Below are 19,851 nucleotides of genomic sequence, written 5' to 3'. Positions count from 1 at the left end.
GTTGCAGCGCGGCGACCTCCGACTTTAACCGTGCCGCGTGGCAAAGTCCCGCATGAATTGCACGAGGGCGTCCACGGCCGCCTGTGGCACGGCGTTGTACAACGACGCGCGCATGCCGCCCACGGCCTTGTGGCCTTTCAGCGCCAGCAGGCCTGCCGCTTCCGATTCCACAAGGAAAGCGGCATCCAGCGACGCGTCGTGCAAGGTGAATGGCACGTTCATGCGCGAACGGGCGCGCACCGCGATGGGACTGCGATAGAACCCGCCCGAACCGTCGATGGCGTCGTACAAGGTCTTCGCCTTGCGCGTATTCCGCTCGCCCATCGCCACCAGGCCGCCCTGCTGCTCCAGCCATTCGAAGGTGAGGCCGGCCAGGTACCAGCCCCAGGTGTTGGGTGTGTTGAGCATGGAATCGTTCGCGGCGTGTTCGGCGTAGCGGAAGATCTTCGCCATCGGCCGGCCCTGACGCGCCAGCAACTCGTCGCGCACGATCATCACCACCAGGCCCGACGGCCCGATGTTTTTCTGCGCACCGGCATAGATCAGGCCGAAGCGGGACACATCCAGCGGGCCGGACAGGATGTTCGACGACATGTCGGCCACCAGCGGCACCTCGCCCACGTCCGGGATGTCGTGGAACTCGACACCCTGGATGGTTTCGTTCGGCGTGTAATGCACATAAGCCGCGTCGGGGTTCAACGTCCATGTGTCGCGCGGCGGCACGTCGACGAAATTCACCGATGCCGAACTGCCGGCTACGCGCGCCTCGATATAAGGCGAGGCCTCGCGCACGGCTTTCTCGCTCCAGTGTCCGGTCACGATGTAGTCCGCGCTACCACCTTCGGACGCGAGGTTCATCGGGATCTGCGCGAAGTGCTGGGTGGCGCCGCCTTGCAGGAACAGCACCTTGTATCCGGCGGGTATGGACAACAGTCCACGCAGCCGGTGCTCGGCGGCGGCGGCCAGTTCCATGAAGCGCTTGCCGCGGTGGGACAACTCCATGACGGAGGCGCCCGATCCGTTCCAGTCGAGCATTTCCGCCTGTGCGCGTTGCAGTACCGCTTCAGGCAACGCCGCGGGACCCGCACTGAAATTCCAGACTCTGCTCACGTGATTCTCTCGGCCAGGGGGAACGGCCATTATGCCGTCCGCGGAGCCACTCAGAACTGGACGAACAAGACCAGCGCGATGCCGAGCGCGAGCACCGCGGCGGTGAGGATCAGCCACCATACGTCGCCACGCGGGCCCGCGGCATCCTCAGGAAGCGGTTCGGGTTCCGGCTCCGGCATGACCACCTTCGGCTCCGCGGCCCAGCCGGGACCGTCGAGGACGAAGCGGTGCGAGGCGACGCCGAGCTGGTCGCCGGGCTGCAACGACGCGCGAACCACCTTCACCCCATTCACCCGCACGGCATGCCGCGCAGGCACGCGGGATGCATCCAGAATGACCTCGCCACCCTCCCACGCGAGGACCAGCAGGGCCGCGTCGTTGCCGGGCAACTCAAGCGGCATCGCACCATGGCTGGCGCCGAGTTCGAGGCGATCGCCCACGGGTATCACCCGGCCCGACAGCGGCCCGGCCACGGGCCGCAGCGCCACGGTGCAACGCGACTGGGTGGGTTCCCGTACCTCACGCGCCTCCAGGTCCGCGTCGTCGCGGATCAGCATGCGGCAGTCGCCCAACGACAGGCTGTCGCCCGGGCGCAGCAAGGCGCGCTCGCGCACGGGGCGCGCATTGACGTAGACGCGTCCGGTGTCGGGGGCGACTTCCAGCACCAGGCCGCGACGGTCGCGATGCAGGGTGACGTGGCGAGCGGCGACCTGCGCTTCGGACACGACGAGGTCGTTGTCGTCGGCACGGCCGATGGTCAGCACGGGCCGTGACCAGTGGAAATCACCGCGAGCCGAGCTGACGAATTCGATGCGCATGGAAGAACCGGGACGTTGACGACGCGACTTTAGCAGAGTGCGGTATCTGATTGAACGCAAAGGCGTCGCTGCCTTCAGGTAGGAACGCCTGTTAAACTCTCCGCTTTCACGCGCGAGAACCATCCACGATGGCGAAGATCGACATCCGCCGCCCCCACGGGACCACCATCGAGGGAGCCCGCGCCGTCGTCGACAAGGTGGCCGCGCGCATGAGCGAGAAGTTCGGTACCGAGGGCACGTGGCAGGGCGATACCCTCACCTTCGCCCGCTCGGGAGTGAAGGGCGCGATCGCGGTCACGGCCAGCGAGGTGCACGTCACCGCCGAGCTCGGCATGCTGCTCTCGCCGCTGCGCGGCACCATCGAGGACGAAATTCGCAGGAAGCTGGACGAGCAGTTCGGCTGAGGATTCCCCCACGCCTCCCCTCCGGCCCGGACGGGCAGGTCAGCTTCGGGTGGCCTGGATCGGCCTGCTATGGCATACTAAGGGACTTATGCGGCCATTCCGGCCGTTCACGCCGACCCGGAACACATGGCAAAAGACGACGTCATCGAAATGGAAGGTACGGTCCAGGAGACCTTGCCCAACACCATGTTCCGCGTGCAGCTCGAGAACGGGCACGTCATTACCGCCCATATCTCCGGCCGCATGCGCAAGCATTACATCCGTATCCTCACAGGCGACAAGGTGAAGGTCGAAATGACCCCCTACGACCTGACCAAGGGACGCATCACGTACCGCATGAAGTAAGGGCGCCACGCGCCGGCCTCATCGGGACATGAAAAAGCCGCGGCATGGCCGCGGCTTTTTTGTTGATGCGGGGTCGCAAGACCCCGCCCTTTGTTTACGCGGGAACCGTCGCCGGCTCGGCCGACTCCGTCTCCACGTGCAGCTCGTCGCCCTCGACCGAAAGGGTGACCTTGCCGCCCTCGGCCAGCTTGCCGAAGAGCAGCTCGTCCGCCAGCGCGCGCTTGACCTTGTCCTGGATCACACGGGCCATCGGGCGTGCACCCATCTGCGGGTCGAAGCCGTGCTCCGCCAACCAGCGGCGGGCTTCCGGTGCGACGTCCACGCTCACCTTCTTCTCCGACAGCTGGGTTTCCAGCTCGATCAGGAACTTGTCCACCACGCGAAGGATGTGGTCGAAGTCCAGCGCGTTGAACTGGATGACCGCGTCCAGACGGTTGCGGAACTCCGGTGTGAACATGCGACGGATCGTCTCCATCGCGTCCAGGGAGTGGTTCTGCTTCACGAAGCCGATGCCACGGCGCGACGCCAGCTGAGCACCCGCGTTCGTGGTCATCACGATGATCACGTTCTTGAAGTTCGCCTCGCGGCCGTTGGTATCCGTCAGCACACCGCGATCCATGACCTGGAGCAGGATGTTGTAGACGTCCGGATGGGCCTTCTCGATCTCGTCCAGCAGCAGCACGCAATGCGGATGCTTGGTGATCTGCTCGGTGAGCAGACCGCCCTGGTCGAAACCGACGTAGCCCGGAGGCGCACCGACCAGGCGCGACACCGAATGCGCTTCCATGTATTCCGACATGTCGAAGCGAACCATCTCGATACCCAGCTGCATGGCGAGCTGACGAGTCACTTCCGTCTTGCCAACGCCAGTGGGACCGGCGAGCAGGAAGCTGCCGATCGGCTTGGACGGATCGCCCAGGCCCGAACGCGCCATCTTGATCGAGGATGCCAGCGCCTCGATGGCCGCATCCTGGCCGAAGACCACCATTTTCAGGTTGCGCTCGAGGTTACGCAGCACGTCGCGATCCGACGCCGAGACCTGCTTGGCCGGGATACGCGCCATCTTGGCGACGATGTACTCGATCTCGGGCACGTCGATCTTGCCGGTACGCTCTTCCTCCGGCAGCAGGCGCTGGCGGGCGCCGGCCTCGTCGATCACGTCGATGGCCTTGTCCGGCAGCAGGCGATCCGGGATGTGCTTGACCGACAGGTCCACGGCCGCGCGCAGGGCCTCACCGGTGTATTCCACCGAGTGGTGCTCTTCGAACCGGCTCTTCAGGCCGCGCAGGATCTCGATCGAATCGGCCACGGTCGGCTCGACCACGTCGATCTTCTGGAAGCGGCGGGCCAGGGCGCGATCCTTCTCGAACACGCCACGGAATTCCTGGAACGTGGTGGAGCCGATGCAGCGCAACTCACCCGACGCCAGCATGGGCTTGATCAGGTTCGAGGCGTCCATGGTGCCACCCGACGCCGAACCGGCACCGATGATGGTGTGGATCTCGTCGATGAACAGGATGGCGTTCGGCTGCTTCTTCAGCTGGGCGATGACCGCCTTCAGGCGCTTTTCGAAGTCGCCGCGGTACTTGGTGCCGGCCACCAGCGCACCGAGGTCCAACGACCAGATGGTGCAGTCTTCGAGCACTTCCGGCACCTGCCCCTCGACGATGCGCTTGGCCAGGCCCTCGGCCAGGGCCGTCTTGCCCACGCCAGCGTCGCCCACGTAGAGCGGATTGTTCTTGCGGCGGCGGCAAAGCACCTGGATGGTGCGCTCGACTTCGTCCTGGCGACCGATCAGGGGGTCGATCTTGCCCTGGATGGCCAGTTCGTTCAGGTTGGCGGCGTATTCGTTGAGCGGGTTGCCCTTGCCTTCGCCGCCCTCCTCGCCGTCACGCTCGGCATTCGGGGCCGCGGCGGCCGACTCGTCGCCGATCTTGGCGATGCCGTGCGAGATGTAATTGACCACGTCCAGGCGCGTAATTTCCTGCTGGTGCAGGAAATACACCGCATGGGAATCCTTCTCGCCAAAGATGGCCACCAGCACGTTGGCGCCGGTGACTTCCTTACGGCCGGAAGACTGCACGTGGTAGACCGCGCGCTGGAGGACGCGCTGGAAGCCCAGCGTGGGCTGGGTGTCGCGCTCGTCGCCGGCCGGAAGCACCGGTACCGTCTCGGCGATGATCCGCTGGAGATCCGCCGCCAGGCGCGGCAGATCGACGCCACAGGCGCGCAGGGCGGCCAGGGCGGAGGTGTTTTCCGTCAGGGCGAGCAGCAGGTGCTCCACGGTCATGAATTCGTGGCGCTGCTCACGGGCCTGCTTGTAGCAGTGCCCGATGGTGACTTCTAGATCCTTGCTGAACATACGGACCGTCTCCGATAGCTGTGGGCGGCGGGGAACCAGCCCCTTGTCAATGCCGCATGAACTCCAGATGGGGGATCGGCTACATCTTTTCCATAGTGCACAAGAGCGGGTGCTGATGAGACCGTGAGTATTCGTTGACCTGGGTCACCTTCGTTTCTGCCACCTCGCGGGTGAACACGCCGCAGACACCCTTCCCCCGCGTATGTACATGAAGCATCACCTGCACCGCCCGCTCCTGGTCCATGCCGAAGAAACTGCGCAATACCTCGATCACGAAATCCATCGGCGTGAAGTCGTCGTTCAGCAGGACGACCTGGAACAGCGGCGGCCTGGCGGTTTCGGGGCGGGAGGTCTCGATGGCGAGGCCATGCCCGCGCTCACTTTCCTGGTCGTGTTCGTGTTCGTGGGACATTCAGTTCGGAGCCTTCGATACGCGAATTGTTTATACACCGGATTCCGTCCCGCTTTCCGGGTCGATTCCCACAGGTAATGGCACAATATGTCTTTTTCCAGAGCCACCTATCTCATTAAGCCGATGCCGCAGACGCCTTCTTCCGCCGAAAACGTGTGGTGCCCCCGGGTAACGGCGGCTTGCGTGGTCGCGCGCGGCGATCGATATCTCATCGTCGAGGAGGAAGTCGCCGGCGAACTCGCCTACAACCAGCCCGCTGGCCATCTCGATCCAGGCGAGACGCTGCAGGCGGCGGCCGTGCGCGAGACGCTCGAGGAAACCGGCTACGGCGTAGCCCTCGACAGTTTCATCGGTGCCTGGCAATGGGTGAATCCCGAGCACGGCGAGCAAGTGCTGCGGTTCGCCTTCGCCGGCCATGTCACCTCGCACGATGCCGCCCGGCCGCTCGATACGGGGGTGCGGCGCGCGCTGTGGCTGCGTCGCGACGAAATCGAGGCGCTGGGCGCGCGCCTGCGTACCCCGTTGATCCTGCAGACGATCGATGCGTGGCTCGACGGCCGCCGGCTGCCCCTGGATGCCGTGTCGAGCCTGTTGCCGGAGGTATCCGGATGAAGGTGATCCTCGGCGTCTCCGGCGGCGTGGACTCCTCGGTCGCGGCCCTCCTGCTCCAGCAGGCGGGGCACGAGGTCGAGGGCATGTTCATGCAGAACTGGGAGGAAGACGACCGCTCCGGCCCCTGCACCACCGACGACGACCGCAAGGACGCCGTCGCCGTTTGTGGCCGCCTCGGCATGCCATTCCACGCGCGGAACTTCGCGGGCGAGTATTGGGACGGCGTGTTCGAGTATTTCCTGGCCGAATATGCCGCCGGACGTACCCCCAACCCGGACGTCCTCTGCAACCGGGAGATCAAGTTCAAGACCTTCCTGGAGCACGCGCAGGCCCTCGGCGCGGAAAAGATCGCGACGGGCCACTATGCGCGCGTGGATTTCCGCGATGGCCGGTATCGCCTTCTCCGGGCCGTCGATGCCGCCAAGGACCAGAGCTATTTCCTGCACGCGCTCGGCCAGAAGCAGCTTGCCGCCACCTTGTTCCCGGTGGGCGAGATCGAAAAGCCGCGGGTACGAGAGATGGCCCGCGAGGCCGCCCTGCCGACGCATGCGAAGAAGGACTCCACCGGCATCTGCTTCATCGGCGAGCGCGACTTCCGCGCCTTTCTCGCCCAGTACCTGCCGGCCAGGCCCGGTCCGATGGTCGATCCCGAAGGCCGTGTCATCGGCGAGCACCAGGGAGTGATGTACTACACCCTCGGCCAGCGCAACGGCCTGGGCATCGGCGGACGCGCGGATGCGCCCAATGAGCCCTGGTACGTCGTGGGCAAGGATGTCGCCACGAATACGCTGGTCGTGGCGCAGGGTGGCGAGAACCGTTGGCTTCAATCGAACCGCCTGATCGCCACCGATGCCACCTGGGTGGCCGGTGAGCCCCCCGCCCTGTCGTTCCGCTGCACCGCGAAGACCCGTTATCGCCAGGCGGACCAGGACTGCCATGTGGAGGTCCGGGGCGACACCTTGCATGTATCGTTCGACGAACCGCAGCGCGCGGTGACACCCGGACAGTCTGTCGTCCTGTACGACGGCGAGGCATGCCTTGGCGGCGCGGTGATCGCCGCGACCGACGCGCCCTATGGCGGCCTGGCGTGAGCTTCACCCGGCCGCTCGATCATCGCTGCAAAAGCCCGGTGGGAGCGGACCTTGTCCGCGATTCCCGCGAAGCGAGTCGCAAAAATTACCGCGAGCCTGTATCGCCGACAGGGTCGGCTCCCACCAGGAACTCGCCAGACCGCGCTGCTTCGAGTCACTTCTTCTCTCCCCTACATTTCCCGAGCTTTCCGCATGAATGAAGAACGCGTCCTCGCCCTTGCCGGGGTCTTCCAGGGCGTCGCCCTCGCGCAGCAACTGGCTACCGACGGGCGGTGCGACGAGACCGCCTTCGAGGCCAGCCTTGCCAGCGTGTTCCGAATCGACGCCGATTCGGTGGCGTCCGTCTATGGCGGTGTCTCGGGAGTGAGGCGGGGATTGCGCACGTTGGTCGCGCAGTTCGAGGACCAGACCCGCGACGTGGCGGTGATGCGCATGGCGATCACCGTGCTACGCCTCGAACGCTCGCTGTCGCGCAACCGCGGCCTGCTTGAGCGCCTGCGCGAGGGCATCGTCGGCACGCAACGCCAGGTCGAGCATTTCGGCATCGGCCACCCCAATGTCGCGGCGAGGCTGGCCGAGGTGTACACCTCCACGCTATCCACGCTGAAGCCCCGCGTCATGGTCACGGGTACGCCATCGCACCTGCAGCAGAAAGCGAACGTGGACAAGGTACGGGCGGCCTTGCTGGCAGCCGTGCGCTCGGCGGTCCTGTGGAACCAGATCGGCGGCCGCCAATGGCACCTGCTGATCTACCGCAAGCAATGCGCGATGCTGGCCCGGGGCCTGCTGACCGGCTCGACCCTGGACGACGGCGGCTGATCGAGATCGAGCCCCGCGGCCCGGCCTGAGCGCCGCGCGCATCTGGTGGGAAGCCGCCTCGGCGGCGATAGCCTACGGAGCCGCCGCATCCAGCCCGGGGATCGCCTCGGCCAGCGCCCGCAGCAAATCGCCGAACTGCGCCAGATCCTCCCGCCACGGCGTGGCATTCCGCCAGTACAGCGAGATATGCCGCCCCGGCCTCGCGCCTTCCACCGCCGCCAACACCACGTTCGGTATGGAACCCAGCCGCTCGTGCGCGAGGATCGGCACCAGCGTGTAGCCACCCCGCAGCGCGACCAGCGTGGCAAGGCTTTCGATGCTCAGGTCCTGGATGCGCTCGGGCCGTGCCGAGCCGCTCATGCCGAGGTCGGACACGCCATTTCCGTGACTCTCGGCCATCAGCGTGGCGTCCGCCGCGTCCAGTTCGGTCAGCGCGATGGACATGCGTCCGGCCAGCGGGTGGCCCTTATGCAGCATCAACTCGTAAGGCTCGAAGAACAAAGGGATGGACTCCAGCCCGGTGACGATCGCGCTCGGCGGTGCCAGCACGGCGTCCAGCTCGCCCTCTTGCAAACGGCGCGAGAGGCCTCGCGGCTTGCCTTCGGAAATCGTCAGGCGGGCACCCGGGAAACGCTGGGGAAACGGCTCGATGAAGTGGGGCAGCAGGTAGGGTCCCAGCGTGGAGGGCACCCCCAGCCGCAATTCGCCGCCAAAGGCGACATCCCCGGCCCGGGCCGCGTGTTCCAGATGCTCGGCCGAGGCCAGCACCTCTTCTATGTAGCCGAGCAGGCGCTGCCCGCTGGCGGTGGGCACCACTCGCCGGCCACCGCGTTCGAACAGGGGCGTGCCAAGCGCCTGCTCCACCTTCTGCACCTGGTGCGACAGGCCGGAAGGGCTGATGTACATGGCCCGGGCGGCGCTGTTGAAGCTGCCCTCCCGGGCCACGGCCTGGACCAGGGCCAGGTCGCGCAACGACACCGACGACAAGGCCATCGATATCATCGAACGCTGCGTGCCATCAAATACGTTTGCGCTCACGTGCTCCGGCCCTCATCCTTCCGCCGCCCAGATTTCGCGCGGCCTGCGCCACCGAACGCCCATTCTAGCCGGAGGCCGGTCTCACGGCGGTCGCACACCAGCGGCAGACTGCGCGATAATCAACGCCTTTGGCGATCCGCAAGGGTCCGCCAGGCCTCCCCAGCTAAAGAACGTCACGCCAGGAGTACAGCATGAAAGACTCGTTCTCAGTCCGAGACAGTATCGAAGTCAACGGCAAGCGCCACACCATCGCCAGCCTGGCCAAGTTCGGCAAGACGTTCGACATCAAGCGCCTGCCCTACTCGATGAAGATCCTGCTGGAGAACCTGCTCCGCCAGGAAGACGGCGTGAACGTCACCGCCAAGGAAATCGAGGCCGTGGCCAAGTGGGATGCCAAGGCCGAACCGGACACCGAGATCTCCTTCATGCCCGCCCGCGTGGTCCTGCAGGATTTCACCGGCGTGCCCTGCGTGGTCGACCTGGCCGCCATGCGCGACGCCGTGACCAAGCTCGGCGGCGACCCGGACAAGATCAACCCGCTGGCGCCGGCCGAACTGGTCATCGACCACTCGGTGCAGGTCGACACGTTCGGCACGGAAAGCTCGCTCGAGCAGAACGTCGCCATCGAATTCGAGCGCAACCAGGAGCGCTACTCCTTCCTGCGCTGGGGCCAGAAGGCCTTCAACAACTTCAAGGTCGTGCCGCCGCGCACGGGCATCGTCCACCAGGTGAACCTGGAGAACCTCGCCCGCGTCGTCTTCACCAGCGAAGTGGACGGTGAATCGTTCGCCTATCCGGATACCGTCTTCGGCACCGACTCGCACACCACGATGATCAACGGCCTCGGCGTGCTGGGCTGGGGCGTGGGCGGCATCGAGGCCGAGGCCGCGATGCTCGGCCAGCCGTCGTCCATGCTGATCCCGCAGGTCGTCGGCTTCCGCCTCAAGGGCAAGCTCTCGGAAGGCGTCACCGCCACCGACCTCGTGCTCACCGTCACCCAGATGCTGCGCAAGCTCGGCGTCGTCGGCAAGTTCGTCGAGTTCTTCGGCCCGGGCCTGCAGAACCTGCCGCTGGCCGACCGCGCCACGATCGCCAACATGGCCCCGGAATACGGCGCCACCTGCGGCATCTTCCCGATCGACCAGGAAGCACTGAACTACATGCGCCTGTCCGGCCGCGACGAGGCGCTGATCGCCCTGGTCGAGACCTACGCCAAGGCGCAGGGCCTGTGGCACGACGCGAACACGCCGGAAGCCGAATTCACCACCACGCTCGAACTCGACCTCGCCGACGTTCGCCCGTCGCTGGCCGGCCCGAAGCGTCCGCAGGACCGTGTATTGCTGGAGTCGGTCAAGGACAGCTTCCTCGACGCCGTCGGCCCGCTCACCGCGAACCGCAAGCCGAAGAACGGCGACGTCGCCCGCTTCAACAATGAAGGCGGCGGTACCGCCGTCGGCAACGAAGCCAACGCCGTCGATGGCGAAGGCGTGCTCGTCGAGAAGAACGGCAAGTCCTTCCGCATCAATGACGGCTCGGTCGTGATCGCCGCGATCACCTCGTGCACCAACACCTCCAACCCGGCCGTGATGCTCGCCGCCGGCCTGCTGGCGAAGAAGGCCGCCGCACGCGGCCTCACCTCGCAGCCGTGGGTGAAGCCCTCGCTCGGACCGGGCTCGCTGGTCGTGACCGAGTACCTGAAGAAGACCGGCCTGCTCGAGGAACTCGAGAAGGTGGGCTTCTACGTGGTCGGCTACGGCTGCACCACCTGCATCGGCAACTCCGGTCCGCTGCCGGTCGAGATCAGCAAGGGCATCGCCGATGGCGACCTCGCCGTGGCGTCGGTGCTTTCGGGCAACCGCAACTTCGAGGGCCGCGTGCATCCCGAAGTGAAGATGAACTACCTGGCCTCGCCGCCGCTGGTCGTCGCCTACGCGCTGGCCGGCACGCTGAACATCGACCTGACCAAGGACGCCATCGGCACCGGTAGCGACGGCAAGCCCGTCTACCTGAAGGACATCTGGCCGAGCAACCAGGAAGTTTCCGACGCCATCGCCGGCGCGATCAGCCCGCAGATGTTCAAGGACAGCTACGCCGACGTCTTCAAGGGCGACAGCCGCTGGAACGCCATCGCCTCGCCGGATGGCAAGACCTACGCCTGGGACGATTCCACCTACATCAAGAACCCGCCTTACTTCGACGGCATGACCGCCGAGGCCGGCACCATCGAGGACATCCACGGCGCGCGCGCCATGGGCATCTTCGGCGACTCGATCACCACCGACCACATCTCGCCGGCCGGCTCGATCAAGAAGGACAGCCCGGCGGGCCGCTTCCTGATCTCCAAGGGCGTGGAGCCGAAGGACTTCAACTCCTACGGTTCGCGTCGCGGCAACGACGACGTGATGGTGCGCGGCACCTTCGCCAACATCCGCATCAAGAACCTGATGCTCGACGGCGTCGAGGGTGGCTACACCAAGTACATCCCGACCGGCGAAGAAATGGCGATCTACGACGCCGCCATGAAGTACAAGGCCGACGGCACCCCGCTGATCGTCCTCGCCGGCAAGGAATACGGCACGGGTTCGTCGCGTGACTGGGCTGCGAAGGGCACCCTGCTGCTGGGCGTCAAGGCGGTGATCACCGAGAGCTTCGAGCGCATCCACCGCTCGAACCTGGTCGGCATGGGCGTGCTGCCCTGCCAGTTCCAGGACGGCGAGAACGCGCAGACGCTGGGCCTGAAGGGCGACGAGGTCTTCGACATCACCGGCCTCAATGGCGGCGAGTCGAAGACGGCGACGGTCAAGGCCACGCGTCCGGACGGTTCGGTCAAGGAGTTCACCGTGAAGGTGCTGCTGCTGACCCCGAAGGAGCGCGAGTTCTTCCGCCACGGCGGCATCCTGCAGTACGTGCTTCGCCAGTTGGCGAAGGCGGCCTAAGAAAGCATCGCCGACAGGGTCGGCTCCCACCAGGTTTCGCACCTGGTGGGAGCCGGCCTTATCGGTGACTCGCCAAGCCTTGGTGGGAACCGACCCTGTCGGCGGTTCGGTCTACAACGCGCGCTTCCAGTTCGCTGTAAAGCAACGCCACTCGCGCCCTTCCTTCCGCCAGCCCGTCTCCACCACGTAGGCCCCGGCGTTATCGGGCAACACGCCCACCCCGGCGGTCAGGGTGACGGTGAACGTCGCCACCAGCCGATCGCCACGCTTCTCGACTTCCGTCGGCCCCATCAGCACGTGGACCTTCTGCCCGCGAAGCGCGTAGACCCGCACCAGGTTCGCCAGCGAGGCGCGATCGAGCTGTCCCGCATTGCCGTCGAAATCGTCCGTCAACGCAGCGACGGTATCCCCCGCCTTGCCCGCTTCGGCACCTGCCGAGGCAGCCGTTATCGCCGAGCGCACCTGCTCCTCGTCCGGTGTATGCCGGCAACCGGCGACACCCGCCAATGCGAGGACGACCAGCAACGTTCCCGCTTTCCACATCGTGCTTCCTCCCCATCAAAACGCGCTGCAATGCGGCTTGCCGCTATACGCGGGCGTATGCTCCAATGCCACGGCCTTATGACGATGCGCCGTGCATCCGTCACTTCCTGGAGTTCGTCCGATTCATGAGCATTGAGCGTCCGTGGCTCGACCACTACCCTGCCGGCATTCCCGCCGACATCGACGTCAACGCGTACCGCTCCGTGGCGGCCGTCTTCGAAGACTCCTTCAAGAAATTTCGTGACCGCCCGGCGTTCGCGAACTTCGGCAAGGTGCTGAACTACGGCCAGGTCGACGAACTCTCGCGCGCCTTCGCGGGCTATCTCTCCGGCGAACTCGGCCTGAAGAAGGGCGACCGCCTGGCGATCATGCTGCCGAACCTGCTGCAGTACCCGATCGCCCTGTTCGGCGCGCTGCGCCTCGGCCTCACCGTAGTAAACACGAATCCGCTATACACGGCGCGCGAACTGCATCACCAACTGGAAGACTCGGGTGCGCAGGCGCTGGTGGTCCTGGACAACTTCGCCGCCACGGCGCAACAGGCCGTGGAAGGTACCCAGGTACGCCATGTCATCACCACCGCCGTCGGCGACATGGTCGGCTTCCCGAAGGGCAACATCATCAACTTCGTGGTGAAGACGCTGCGCAAGGAAGTGCCGCCGTTCAAGCTGCCGCAGGCCGTGCGTTTCCGCGACGCGCTCGCCCGTGGCAAGGCGCACCCGCTGCCCACGGTGGAGATCGGCCACGACGACATCGCCTTCCTGCAGTACACCGGTGGCACCACCGGCGTGGCGAAGGGCGCGATGCTCACCCATCGCAACATGGTCGCGAACATGCTGCAGACCCGCCCGTGGGTCGCCGGCCACGCCACGCTGGGCGAGGAAACGGTCATCACGGCGCTACCGCTGTACCACATCTTCTCGCTGACGGTGAATTGCCTCATCTTCACCAGCCTTGGCGGCCTCAACCATCTCATCACCAATCCGCGCGACATGCGTGGCTTCGTGAAGGAGTTGCAGAAGACGAAGTTCACCGCCATCACCGGCGTCAACACGCTGTTCAACGGCCTGCTGAACACCCCCGGCTTCGACCAGGTCGACTTCTCGCACCTGCACCTTTCCATGGCCGGCGGCATGGCCCTGCAACGCGCCGTCGCCGAACGCTGGAAGAAGGTCACCGGCCATCCCATCATCGAGGGCTACGGTCTCACCGAGACCTCGCCCGTTGCGTTCGCCAATCGCGTCGACATCAAGGACTACACCGGTTCGATCGGCTATCCCATCCCGGACACCGACGCGCAGATCCGTGACGAGGACGGCAAGGTTCTTCCGCTCGGCGAAGTCGGCGAACTCTGCATTCGCGGCCCGCAGGTGATGAAGGGTTACTGGCGACAGCCGGAGGAAACGGCCAAGGTGCTCGACGCGGATGGCTGGTTGCGCACCGGCGACATCGCCCGCATGGACGAGACCGGCCAGGCCTTCATCGTCGACCGCAAGAAGGACATGATCCTGGTCTCCGGCTTCAACGTGTACCCGAACGAGATCGAGGACATCGTCATGCGCCACCCGGGCGTGGGCGAGGTCGCGGCGGTCGGCATCGACGACGAGCATTCGGGCGAGGTGGTGAAACTGTTCGTCGTGCGCAAGGACCCTTCGCTGACCGTCGAGGCGCTGAAGGAGTACTGCCGGGAGAACCTCACCGGCTATAAGCGCCCGAAGCAGATCGAGTTCCGCGATGCGCTGCCCAAGACCAACGTAGGCAAGATCCTCCGCCGCGAGCTTCGCGACGAGGAACGGAAGAAGAGCCGCCCGACCGCTGCTTAAAGGGTCTTGTCAAAGGGGCCTGCGGAAGTCGCTTCACCTGTGGGAGCCGCTTCAGCGGCGATGGGTGCTTGCCTCGTCCTGGCCCGCTGCCGCGGGATCGCCGCTGAAGCGGCTCCCACAAGGCCAGCTCCCACAAGGTCGGCTCTCACACAAAGTCGGCTCCCACAAGGTCGGTGGCCACAAGGTCGGCTGCCTTCGGTCTTCAAGCCTTCAGGGTGGTTACCACACCCGATTCTCAATCGTCCTGCCAGGCCTCGAGCGTGTCCGCGTAGCCGCCCAGCAATTCCCAGAGCGACGCCTGCTTGTCCTCGGGGATGAGGGTGTATTCCATGCCGATCTGCCGCGCGGAGACGCGGGCCACCGAGGCTTCCAGGTGGATGTGCAGGTCGTGGCCGAAGATCATGTCCAGGATCCAGGTCTGCCCTGGCTCGCCGCGCCAGCCGGGCGGACGGCGCAGGAGGGCGCCCGTGGCCGATATGTCGACCAGGTCCGTCGGGTGCGCCTCGCCGCCACGGCTCATCAGTACCGCGGTCTGCACCCTCATGCGCGCATGGCGATAGCGCGTCTGCGGGTCTTCCTTGTCATTCGACATCAGATTCTCCACCCATCCCGATAGTGCCTCCTTGTCCGTGGTGACCGGCATGACCGCACCTCGTTCACTTACGTTCCGTGTCACAAACGGACACATTAGCGCAGTCCGAGGTTCCTTCCGCCATCCTGCCGCACACTCACTCGCTGCCGCGGGTCTTGAGCACTCCCGCGCGAACCAGGGCCCCCGCGCCGAAGCGCCCATTGATCAGGTCCTGCACGCCGTCGGAACGCTTGTCCGGCGCCGGCGCCGCGAACATGTCCTGCTGCTCGTCGCCGTGCCGGGCATCGAAACCCGACAGCGTCACGCCAAGCAGGCGAAGCCGCGGCCGGGGGTGCTGACCCCACCAGACTTGAAGCAAGCGTCGTGCCACGGCATGGATGTCGGCCGTCGCGTTGCCGGGAACGGGCAACTGTGCCTGCCGGCTATGGGTCAGGAAAGGCGGTTCGCGCAATTTCACCGACACCGTACGTGCGTCCAGGCCGCGCGCCCTTGCCCGCGCACCCACGCGCTCACACTGGCGCAACAGCCAGGCCTCGGCTATGGACAGTTCCTCGACGTCGTACTCGAAGGTCCACTCCGAGCCGATCGAGACCTCGGGGGCGTCGGTGACCACCGGCCGGCGGTCCTCGCCGCGGCAAAGCTCGCGCAGCTGGGCCGCGTGGCGCTCCCCCACCGCCTTGTTCAGTCGCCAGGCGTCGGCCCGGACCAGGTCGCCGATGGTGCGTATGCCGACCTTCTGCAGGGACTCCTCGGCCACCTTCCCCACCGTCCACATGCGGCCGACAGGCAATGGATCGAGATAGCCGCGCACCTCGTCGGGCGCGATGCGCAGGAAGCCGTTCGGCTTGGACAGCTCGCTGGCCAGCTTGGCCAGGAGCTTGTTATGCGACATGCCCACGGAAGCGTTCAGTCCCGTGCGCTCGCGGATGCCCTCCTTCACCCGGCGACCGATGGCCTCGATGGAGGAAAAAAGGCGAAGGCTGCCCGTGACGTCGAGGAAGGCCTCGTCGAGCGACAGGCCTTCGATCATGGGCGTGACCTCGGCGAATACCCCGAAGACCACGTTCGAGATCTCCTGGTAGCGCGCATGGCGGGGGAAGATGTAGACACCGCCAGGGCAGCGCCGGCGGGCCTCCGAGGTGGCCATGGCCGAGCGGACCCCGTATTTGCGCGCTTCGTAGTTGGCCGTGGACACCACGCCGCGCCGGCCCAGTCCGGCCACGATGACGGGTTTTCCGACCAGGGAGGGGTCGTCCAGTTCCTCCACGGACGCGTAGAAAGCGTCCATGTCGACGTGGATGATCGCGCGCTGGCCCGGCTGCATGGCGCCTATTGTGCCGCAACGTCGTAGCGACCGGCGGCGGCCCGCTGGACTTGGGCGGGCACAGGCGATACCCTGTATCTCAATCGGGTGAACTTATTCGGGCGTCGCGCCCTCACCGGTCCGTGATCCAGGGACCGGCCGCGCTCTGCTCCCGACGTTCCTTCACAGACGGTGACCCTCCTGGGGTGTCCAGCGGCCTTGCCCTTCGCTCGTCGGCGACGATGCGTGGCAAGCCGGGCGAGGTGGCGGTGCAGCCGCCGGACGGCATCGATTGTTGCGTTCCCGGTCGCACTCGCGACCCTTCTGACGTGTGCCGATGACTAACGAGACAACCGAAGTCCAGGTGGTCGAAAAAACCCAGGGTGCCTTCGCGGGCATCCCGCAGCAGCAGGAAATGCCTCTCGCGCTCGTGCGCGGGCAACCGGTGCTGCAAATGCCCCAGGACCTGTACATCCCGCCGGACGCGCTCGAAGTCATCCTCGAATCGTTCGAAGGTCCACTCGACCTGTTGCTGTACCTGATCCGCCGGCAAAACCTCGACATCCTCGACATCCCCGTGGCCGAGATCACCCGGCAGTACATGGACTACATCGACATGATGCGCGAGGTGATGCGCCTGGAGCTCGCGGCGGAGTACCTGCTGATGGCCGCGATCCTCGCGGAGATCAAGTCCAGGTTGCTGTTGCCGCGGCCGCCGGCCGAGGAAGGCGTCGAGGAGGATCCCCGCGCCGAGCTCGTCCGTCGCCTACAGGAGTACGAACGCTTCAAGCGGGCCGCGGCGGATATCGACGAGCTGCCGCGCCTGGAACGCGACACCACCGTGGTCCACGCCTTCGTCGGCGAGCACAACGTGGTACGCGTGCCGCCACCGCTGGACCTCAAGGAGCTCCTGCTCGCGCTCAAGGACGTGCTCACCCGCGCCGATCTGTTCACGCACCATGCGATCCAGCGCGAACCGCTCAGTGTGCGCCAGCGCATGGGCGACCTGCTCCAGACCCTCAGCGAGGGTGGCGGCTTCCACCGCTTCGAAACATTGTTCGACATCAACGAGGGACGGCTGGGCGTCGTGGTCACCTTCCTCGCCATGCTGGAACTCGCGAAGGAAATGCTCGTGGAAATCGTCCAGGAAGAAGCCCTCGGGCCGATCTACCTGAAGACGAAGGTACAGATGGAGGCCGAGCCCGAGGAAGCGCTCGGCTGAAGGCCCTCCAAAGGGCCACGAACCGGGGGGCGTCGCACGAGCGGCCGCTCCCGTGCACGAACCCATCCGCGCGTGAAAGGCGCGGTACACCCTAAGGCCTATGCAACCCGAACAACTCAAACCCATCGTGGAAGCGGCGCTCCTGGCGTCGACCCAGCCGATGACGATCGCGCAGTTGAAGGCGATTTTCGGCGAGGAAGAAGACGTCGGCACGGAGGAACTCACGGCCGCCCTGGCGTCGCTCGCCGGGGACTGCGAAGGACGCGGCGTGGAACTGGTCGAGGTGGCCTCCGGCTGGCGTTACCAGGTCCGTCGCGACGTGCATCCCTGGGTCTCGCGGATGTGGGCGGAAAAGCCGAGCCGCTATTCGCGCGCCCTGCTCGAGACGCTGGCCCTGATCGCCTACCGCCAGCCGATCACCCGTCCGGAGATCGAACAGATCCGCGGCGTGGTGGTCTCCTCGAACATCATCAAGACGCTCGAGGAACGCGAATGGATCCGCGTCGTCGGTCATCGCGACGTCCCGGGCAAGCCCGCCCTGTTCGGCACCACGCGCGGCTTTCTCGACTACTTCAACCTGAAGTCGCTGGATGCCCTGCCCCCGCTTTCCGAGATCCGCGACCTCGAGGAACTCAATCCGCAGATGCGCTTCGAAGGTGACGCGATACCCGCGTCCGCCCACCCCGCGACAGCGGACGATACGAACACCGCTACCGAGACCGCGCCCATCGAGGGCGACGAGGTCGAGGTCGCGAACCAGCTGCCTGCCGGCGACGACGTCGCCGCGGCTTCCCCCACTGCCGACGAGGCAGAGAACCCCGTAGGCGACGCCGAAGACGACGACGCCGAGAAAGATACCGAGGAGTCACGCGCATGAACGCGCCACAGCGATCCCTGCTCACCCTTAAGCGCGGCGGCGACAACCCCGCCGACAGCAACCAACAGCTCGAGGAGCGCCTGCACAAGGTCCTCGCCAACGCCGGACTCGGCTCGCGCCGGATGCTCGAACAGCGCATCCAGGCCGGCGAGGTCGAGGTCAACGGCACGGTCGCCACGATCGGCTCCAGCGTCCACGCCGGCGACCGCGTCGTACTGGACGGCAAGCAGTTCGTCGTCGCCACCGACAACCGGAACGATGCCGAAGTGCTGGTCTACCACAAGCCCGAAGGCGTGGTGACCACGCGCGAGGACACCGAAGGCCGTCCCACCGTGTTCGAACAGCTGCCGCGCCTGCGCGGCGCACGCTGGGTCGCCGTGGGCCGCCTCGACATCAACACCACCGGCTTGCTCCTGCTCACCACCGATGGCGAACTCGCCAACGCGCTGATGCATCCGAAGAGCGGCCTGGAGCGTGAATACCTTTGCCGCGTGCACGGCGAGGTGCCCGACGAGGTCATCGAGCGGCTCAAGGCCGGCGTGGAACTGGAAGACGGTCCCGCGCGCTTCGACGAGATCGCCACCATCAGCCGCGGCGGCAGCCATAGCTGGTTCCGCGTCACCATCCGCGAGGGTCGCAATCGCGAAGTCCGTCGCCTGTGGGATTCGCAGGGTTTCCTGGTCAGCCGCCTGAAGCGCATTCGCTACGGCACGGTCGAACTGCCGCGCGCGCTGCGCCGTGGCGATTGCGAATCGCTGGACGACACCGCTATCAAGGAACTGCGCGAGCGCGCGGGCCTCGGTGCCCCGGCCCCCGTGCTGACGCTGAGCGCCGTGGTGCACCAGCGCCGCGCCCCGCGCCATATCACCGAATACAAGCCGGATACCCGCACCACGGGTGCGTGGAGTTCGGCACGTCACGACGAAGCCCGTGAACTCACCGCCTTCGACCGCCTGCGCGACGACAACCCGCGCGGTGGACGTGGCGGTGTCGGTGGCCGCGGTGGTCGCGGCGGCCAGGCGGGCGCTCCGCGTCGCGAGGTCAACGGAAACGTCGCGCGTCCCGAGCGCGGCGGTGCCGCCGGTGGCCCGCGCAAGTCGCGTCGCGTCGCGCCGGGCCAGGAACTTCCGTCGATCCGCACGTGGTTCGCGGGCGACAGCCGTACCGGCGGCGGCAACGCGGCCGGTAACGCCACTGGCAACCGCGGTCCGCGTCCGGGTGGACGTCCCGGCAACGCTGGTGGCGGCAATCGGCCCATGGGCCAGGGCCGTGCCGAAGGCAACCGTGCGGCAGGCCCGGGCCGTTCCGACGGCAATCGTGCGCCAGCGGGCGCGCGTTTCGATGGCGGTGGCAATCGTGGTCGCGGTCCGGCCGGTGGCGGCAATCGCACGGGCGGTGGCGGCCAGGGTGGCGGCAACCGTGCCGGCGGCGGTCCGCGTCCGGGTGGCAACCGTGGCGGTCGTCCGGGTGGCGGCGGTGGCGGTGGAAACCGTGGCGGTGGCGGCGGCAATCGCGGCGGCAACCGCTAATTGGGAGCCCGCGGT

General features: G+C 66.3%; 18 protein-coding genes. 10 read left to right on the top strand and 8 right to left on the bottom strand.

Going from position 1 to position 19,851, the window contains the following annotated elements; genetic code table 11:
• Window positions 1-24: 24 nt before the first annotated feature.
• Both serC and ACR9ZJ_RS02895 read right to left on the bottom strand, forming a co-directional pair.
• Window positions 25-1,110, bottom strand: a complete 1,086-nt coding sequence (serC, locus tag ACR9ZJ_RS02900) for a 3-phosphoserine/phosphohydroxythreonine transaminase (RefSeq protein WP_481286831.1) — start codon at window positions 1,108-1,110, stop codon at window positions 25-27.
• 50 nt (window positions 1,111-1,160) lie between these two features.
• A complete protein-coding gene (locus tag ACR9ZJ_RS02895) occupies window positions 1,161-1,928 on the bottom strand; it encodes an FHA domain-containing protein (protein WP_481286830.1) in 768 nt (255 codons plus the stop codon).
• 128 nt (window positions 1,929-2,056) lie between these two features.
• Here ACR9ZJ_RS02895 and ACR9ZJ_RS02890 point away from each other — a divergent pair, with 128 nt between their 5' ends.
• Both ACR9ZJ_RS02890 and infA read left to right on the top strand, forming a co-directional pair.
• On the top strand, window positions 2,057-2,332 hold the full coding sequence (locus tag ACR9ZJ_RS02890) for a polyhydroxyalkanoic acid system family protein (RefSeq protein WP_306850469.1): 276 nt from the start codon (window positions 2,057-2,059) through the stop codon (window positions 2,330-2,332).
• A gap of 126 nt (window positions 2,333-2,458) precedes the next feature.
• Window positions 2,459-2,677 (top strand): translation initiation factor IF-1, encoded by a 219-nt coding sequence (gene infA / locus ACR9ZJ_RS02885; RefSeq protein WP_019466733.1) that lies wholly within the window; start codon window positions 2,459-2,461, stop codon window positions 2,675-2,677.
• Window positions 2,678-2,771: 94 nt separating this feature from the next.
• On the opposite strand, the gene clpA is transcribed toward infA, so the two are convergent.
• Complete coding sequence (clpA, locus tag ACR9ZJ_RS02880) at window positions 2,772-5,039, bottom strand: ATP-dependent Clp protease ATP-binding subunit ClpA (protein WP_481279860.1); 2,268 nt, start codon at window positions 5,037-5,039, stop codon at window positions 2,772-2,774.
• Window positions 5,040-5,118: 79 nt separating this feature from the next.
• Window positions 5,119-5,451, bottom strand: a complete 333-nt coding sequence (gene clpS / locus ACR9ZJ_RS02875; RefSeq protein WP_306850467.1) for an ATP-dependent Clp protease adapter ClpS — start codon at window positions 5,449-5,451, stop codon at window positions 5,119-5,121.
• An 87-nt stretch (window positions 5,452-5,538) separates the two neighbouring features.
• On the opposite strand from clpS, the gene ACR9ZJ_RS02870 reads away from it, so the two are divergent.
• The 3 genes from ACR9ZJ_RS02870 to hflD all read left to right on the top strand — a co-directional run bounded on the left by ACR9ZJ_RS02870 (window position 5,539) and on the right by hflD (window position 7,973).
• Window positions 5,539-6,063 (top strand): NUDIX hydrolase, encoded by a 525-nt coding sequence (locus tag ACR9ZJ_RS02870; RefSeq protein WP_481286829.1) that lies wholly within the window; start codon window positions 5,539-5,541, stop codon window positions 6,061-6,063.
• Complete coding sequence (mnmA, locus tag ACR9ZJ_RS02865) at window positions 6,060-7,154, top strand: tRNA 2-thiouridine(34) synthase MnmA (protein ID WP_481286828.1); 1,095 nt, start codon at window positions 6,060-6,062, stop codon at window positions 7,152-7,154. Before ACR9ZJ_RS02870 ends, mnmA begins: the two co-directional genes overlap by 4 nt.
• Window positions 7,155-7,346: 192 nt before the next feature.
• Entirely contained in the window at window positions 7,347-7,973 is a 627-nt protein-coding gene (hflD, locus tag ACR9ZJ_RS02860; protein WP_481279857.1) for a high frequency lysogenization protein HflD, read from the top strand.
• 72 nt (window positions 7,974-8,045) lie between these two features.
• On the opposite strand, the gene ACR9ZJ_RS02855 is transcribed toward hflD, so the two are convergent.
• Entirely contained in the window at window positions 8,046-8,975 is a 930-nt protein-coding gene (locus ACR9ZJ_RS02855; protein ID WP_481282676.1) for a LysR family transcriptional regulator, read from the bottom strand.
• Window positions 8,976-9,202: 227 nt separating this feature from the next.
• Between ACR9ZJ_RS02855 and acnA the strand changes: the two genes are divergently transcribed.
• Window positions 9,203-11,947: an aconitate hydratase AcnA gene (gene acnA / locus ACR9ZJ_RS02850; RefSeq protein WP_481286827.1), complete on the top strand. Its 2,745-nt coding sequence runs from the start codon at window positions 9,203-9,205 to the stop codon at window positions 11,945-11,947.
• 111 nt (window positions 11,948-12,058) lie between these two features.
• Here the strand turns inward: acnA and ACR9ZJ_RS02845 are convergent, their stop codons facing one another.
• A complete protein-coding gene (locus ACR9ZJ_RS02845) occupies window positions 12,059-12,490 on the bottom strand; it encodes a hypothetical protein (RefSeq protein ID WP_481286826.1) in 432 nt (143 codons plus the stop codon).
• A 125-nt stretch (window positions 12,491-12,615) separates the two neighbouring features.
• Here ACR9ZJ_RS02845 and ACR9ZJ_RS02840 point away from each other — a divergent pair, with 125 nt between their 5' ends.
• Window positions 12,616-14,313, top strand: a complete 1,698-nt coding sequence (locus ACR9ZJ_RS02840) for an AMP-binding protein (protein WP_481279854.1) — start codon at window positions 12,616-12,618, stop codon at window positions 14,311-14,313.
• A gap of 235 nt (window positions 14,314-14,548) precedes the next feature.
• On the opposite strand, the gene ACR9ZJ_RS02835 is transcribed toward ACR9ZJ_RS02840, so the two are convergent.
• Entirely contained in the window at window positions 14,549-14,905 is a 357-nt protein-coding gene (locus ACR9ZJ_RS02835; protein WP_448099457.1) for a PilZ domain-containing protein, read from the bottom strand.
• Between the two features lie 136 nt (window positions 14,906-15,041).
• A complete protein-coding gene (gene dinB / locus ACR9ZJ_RS02830; RefSeq protein ID WP_481279853.1) occupies window positions 15,042-16,229 on the bottom strand; it encodes a DNA polymerase IV in 1,188 nt (395 codons plus the stop codon).
• 394 nt (window positions 16,230-16,623) lie between these two features.
• Between dinB and ACR9ZJ_RS02825 the strand changes: the two genes are divergently transcribed.
• From ACR9ZJ_RS02825 to ACR9ZJ_RS02815, 3 genes are all read left to right on the top strand, one after another.
• Window positions 16,624-17,430 (top strand): segregation and condensation protein A, encoded by an 807-nt coding sequence (locus tag ACR9ZJ_RS02825; RefSeq protein WP_481286840.1) that lies wholly within the window; start codon window positions 16,624-16,626, stop codon window positions 17,428-17,430.
• A gap of 100 nt (window positions 17,431-17,530) precedes the next feature.
• On the top strand, window positions 17,531-18,307 hold the full coding sequence (gene scpB, locus ACR9ZJ_RS02820; protein WP_481279852.1) for an SMC-Scp complex subunit ScpB: 777 nt from the start codon (window positions 17,531-17,533) through the stop codon (window positions 18,305-18,307).
• Complete coding sequence (locus tag ACR9ZJ_RS02815; protein ID WP_481286825.1) at window positions 18,304-19,836, top strand: pseudouridine synthase; 1,533 nt, start codon at window positions 18,304-18,306, stop codon at window positions 19,834-19,836. The genes scpB and ACR9ZJ_RS02815 overlap by 4 nt, the downstream gene beginning before the upstream one ends.
• The last annotated feature ends 15 nt before the right edge of the window (window positions 19,837-19,851 follow it).

The organism is Luteibacter sp. KNZ12-1A (assembly GCF_056755675.1).
The sequence above is the reverse complement of the archived record's forward strand: the minus strand, read 5'-3'. Positions and strand labels throughout refer to the sequence as shown.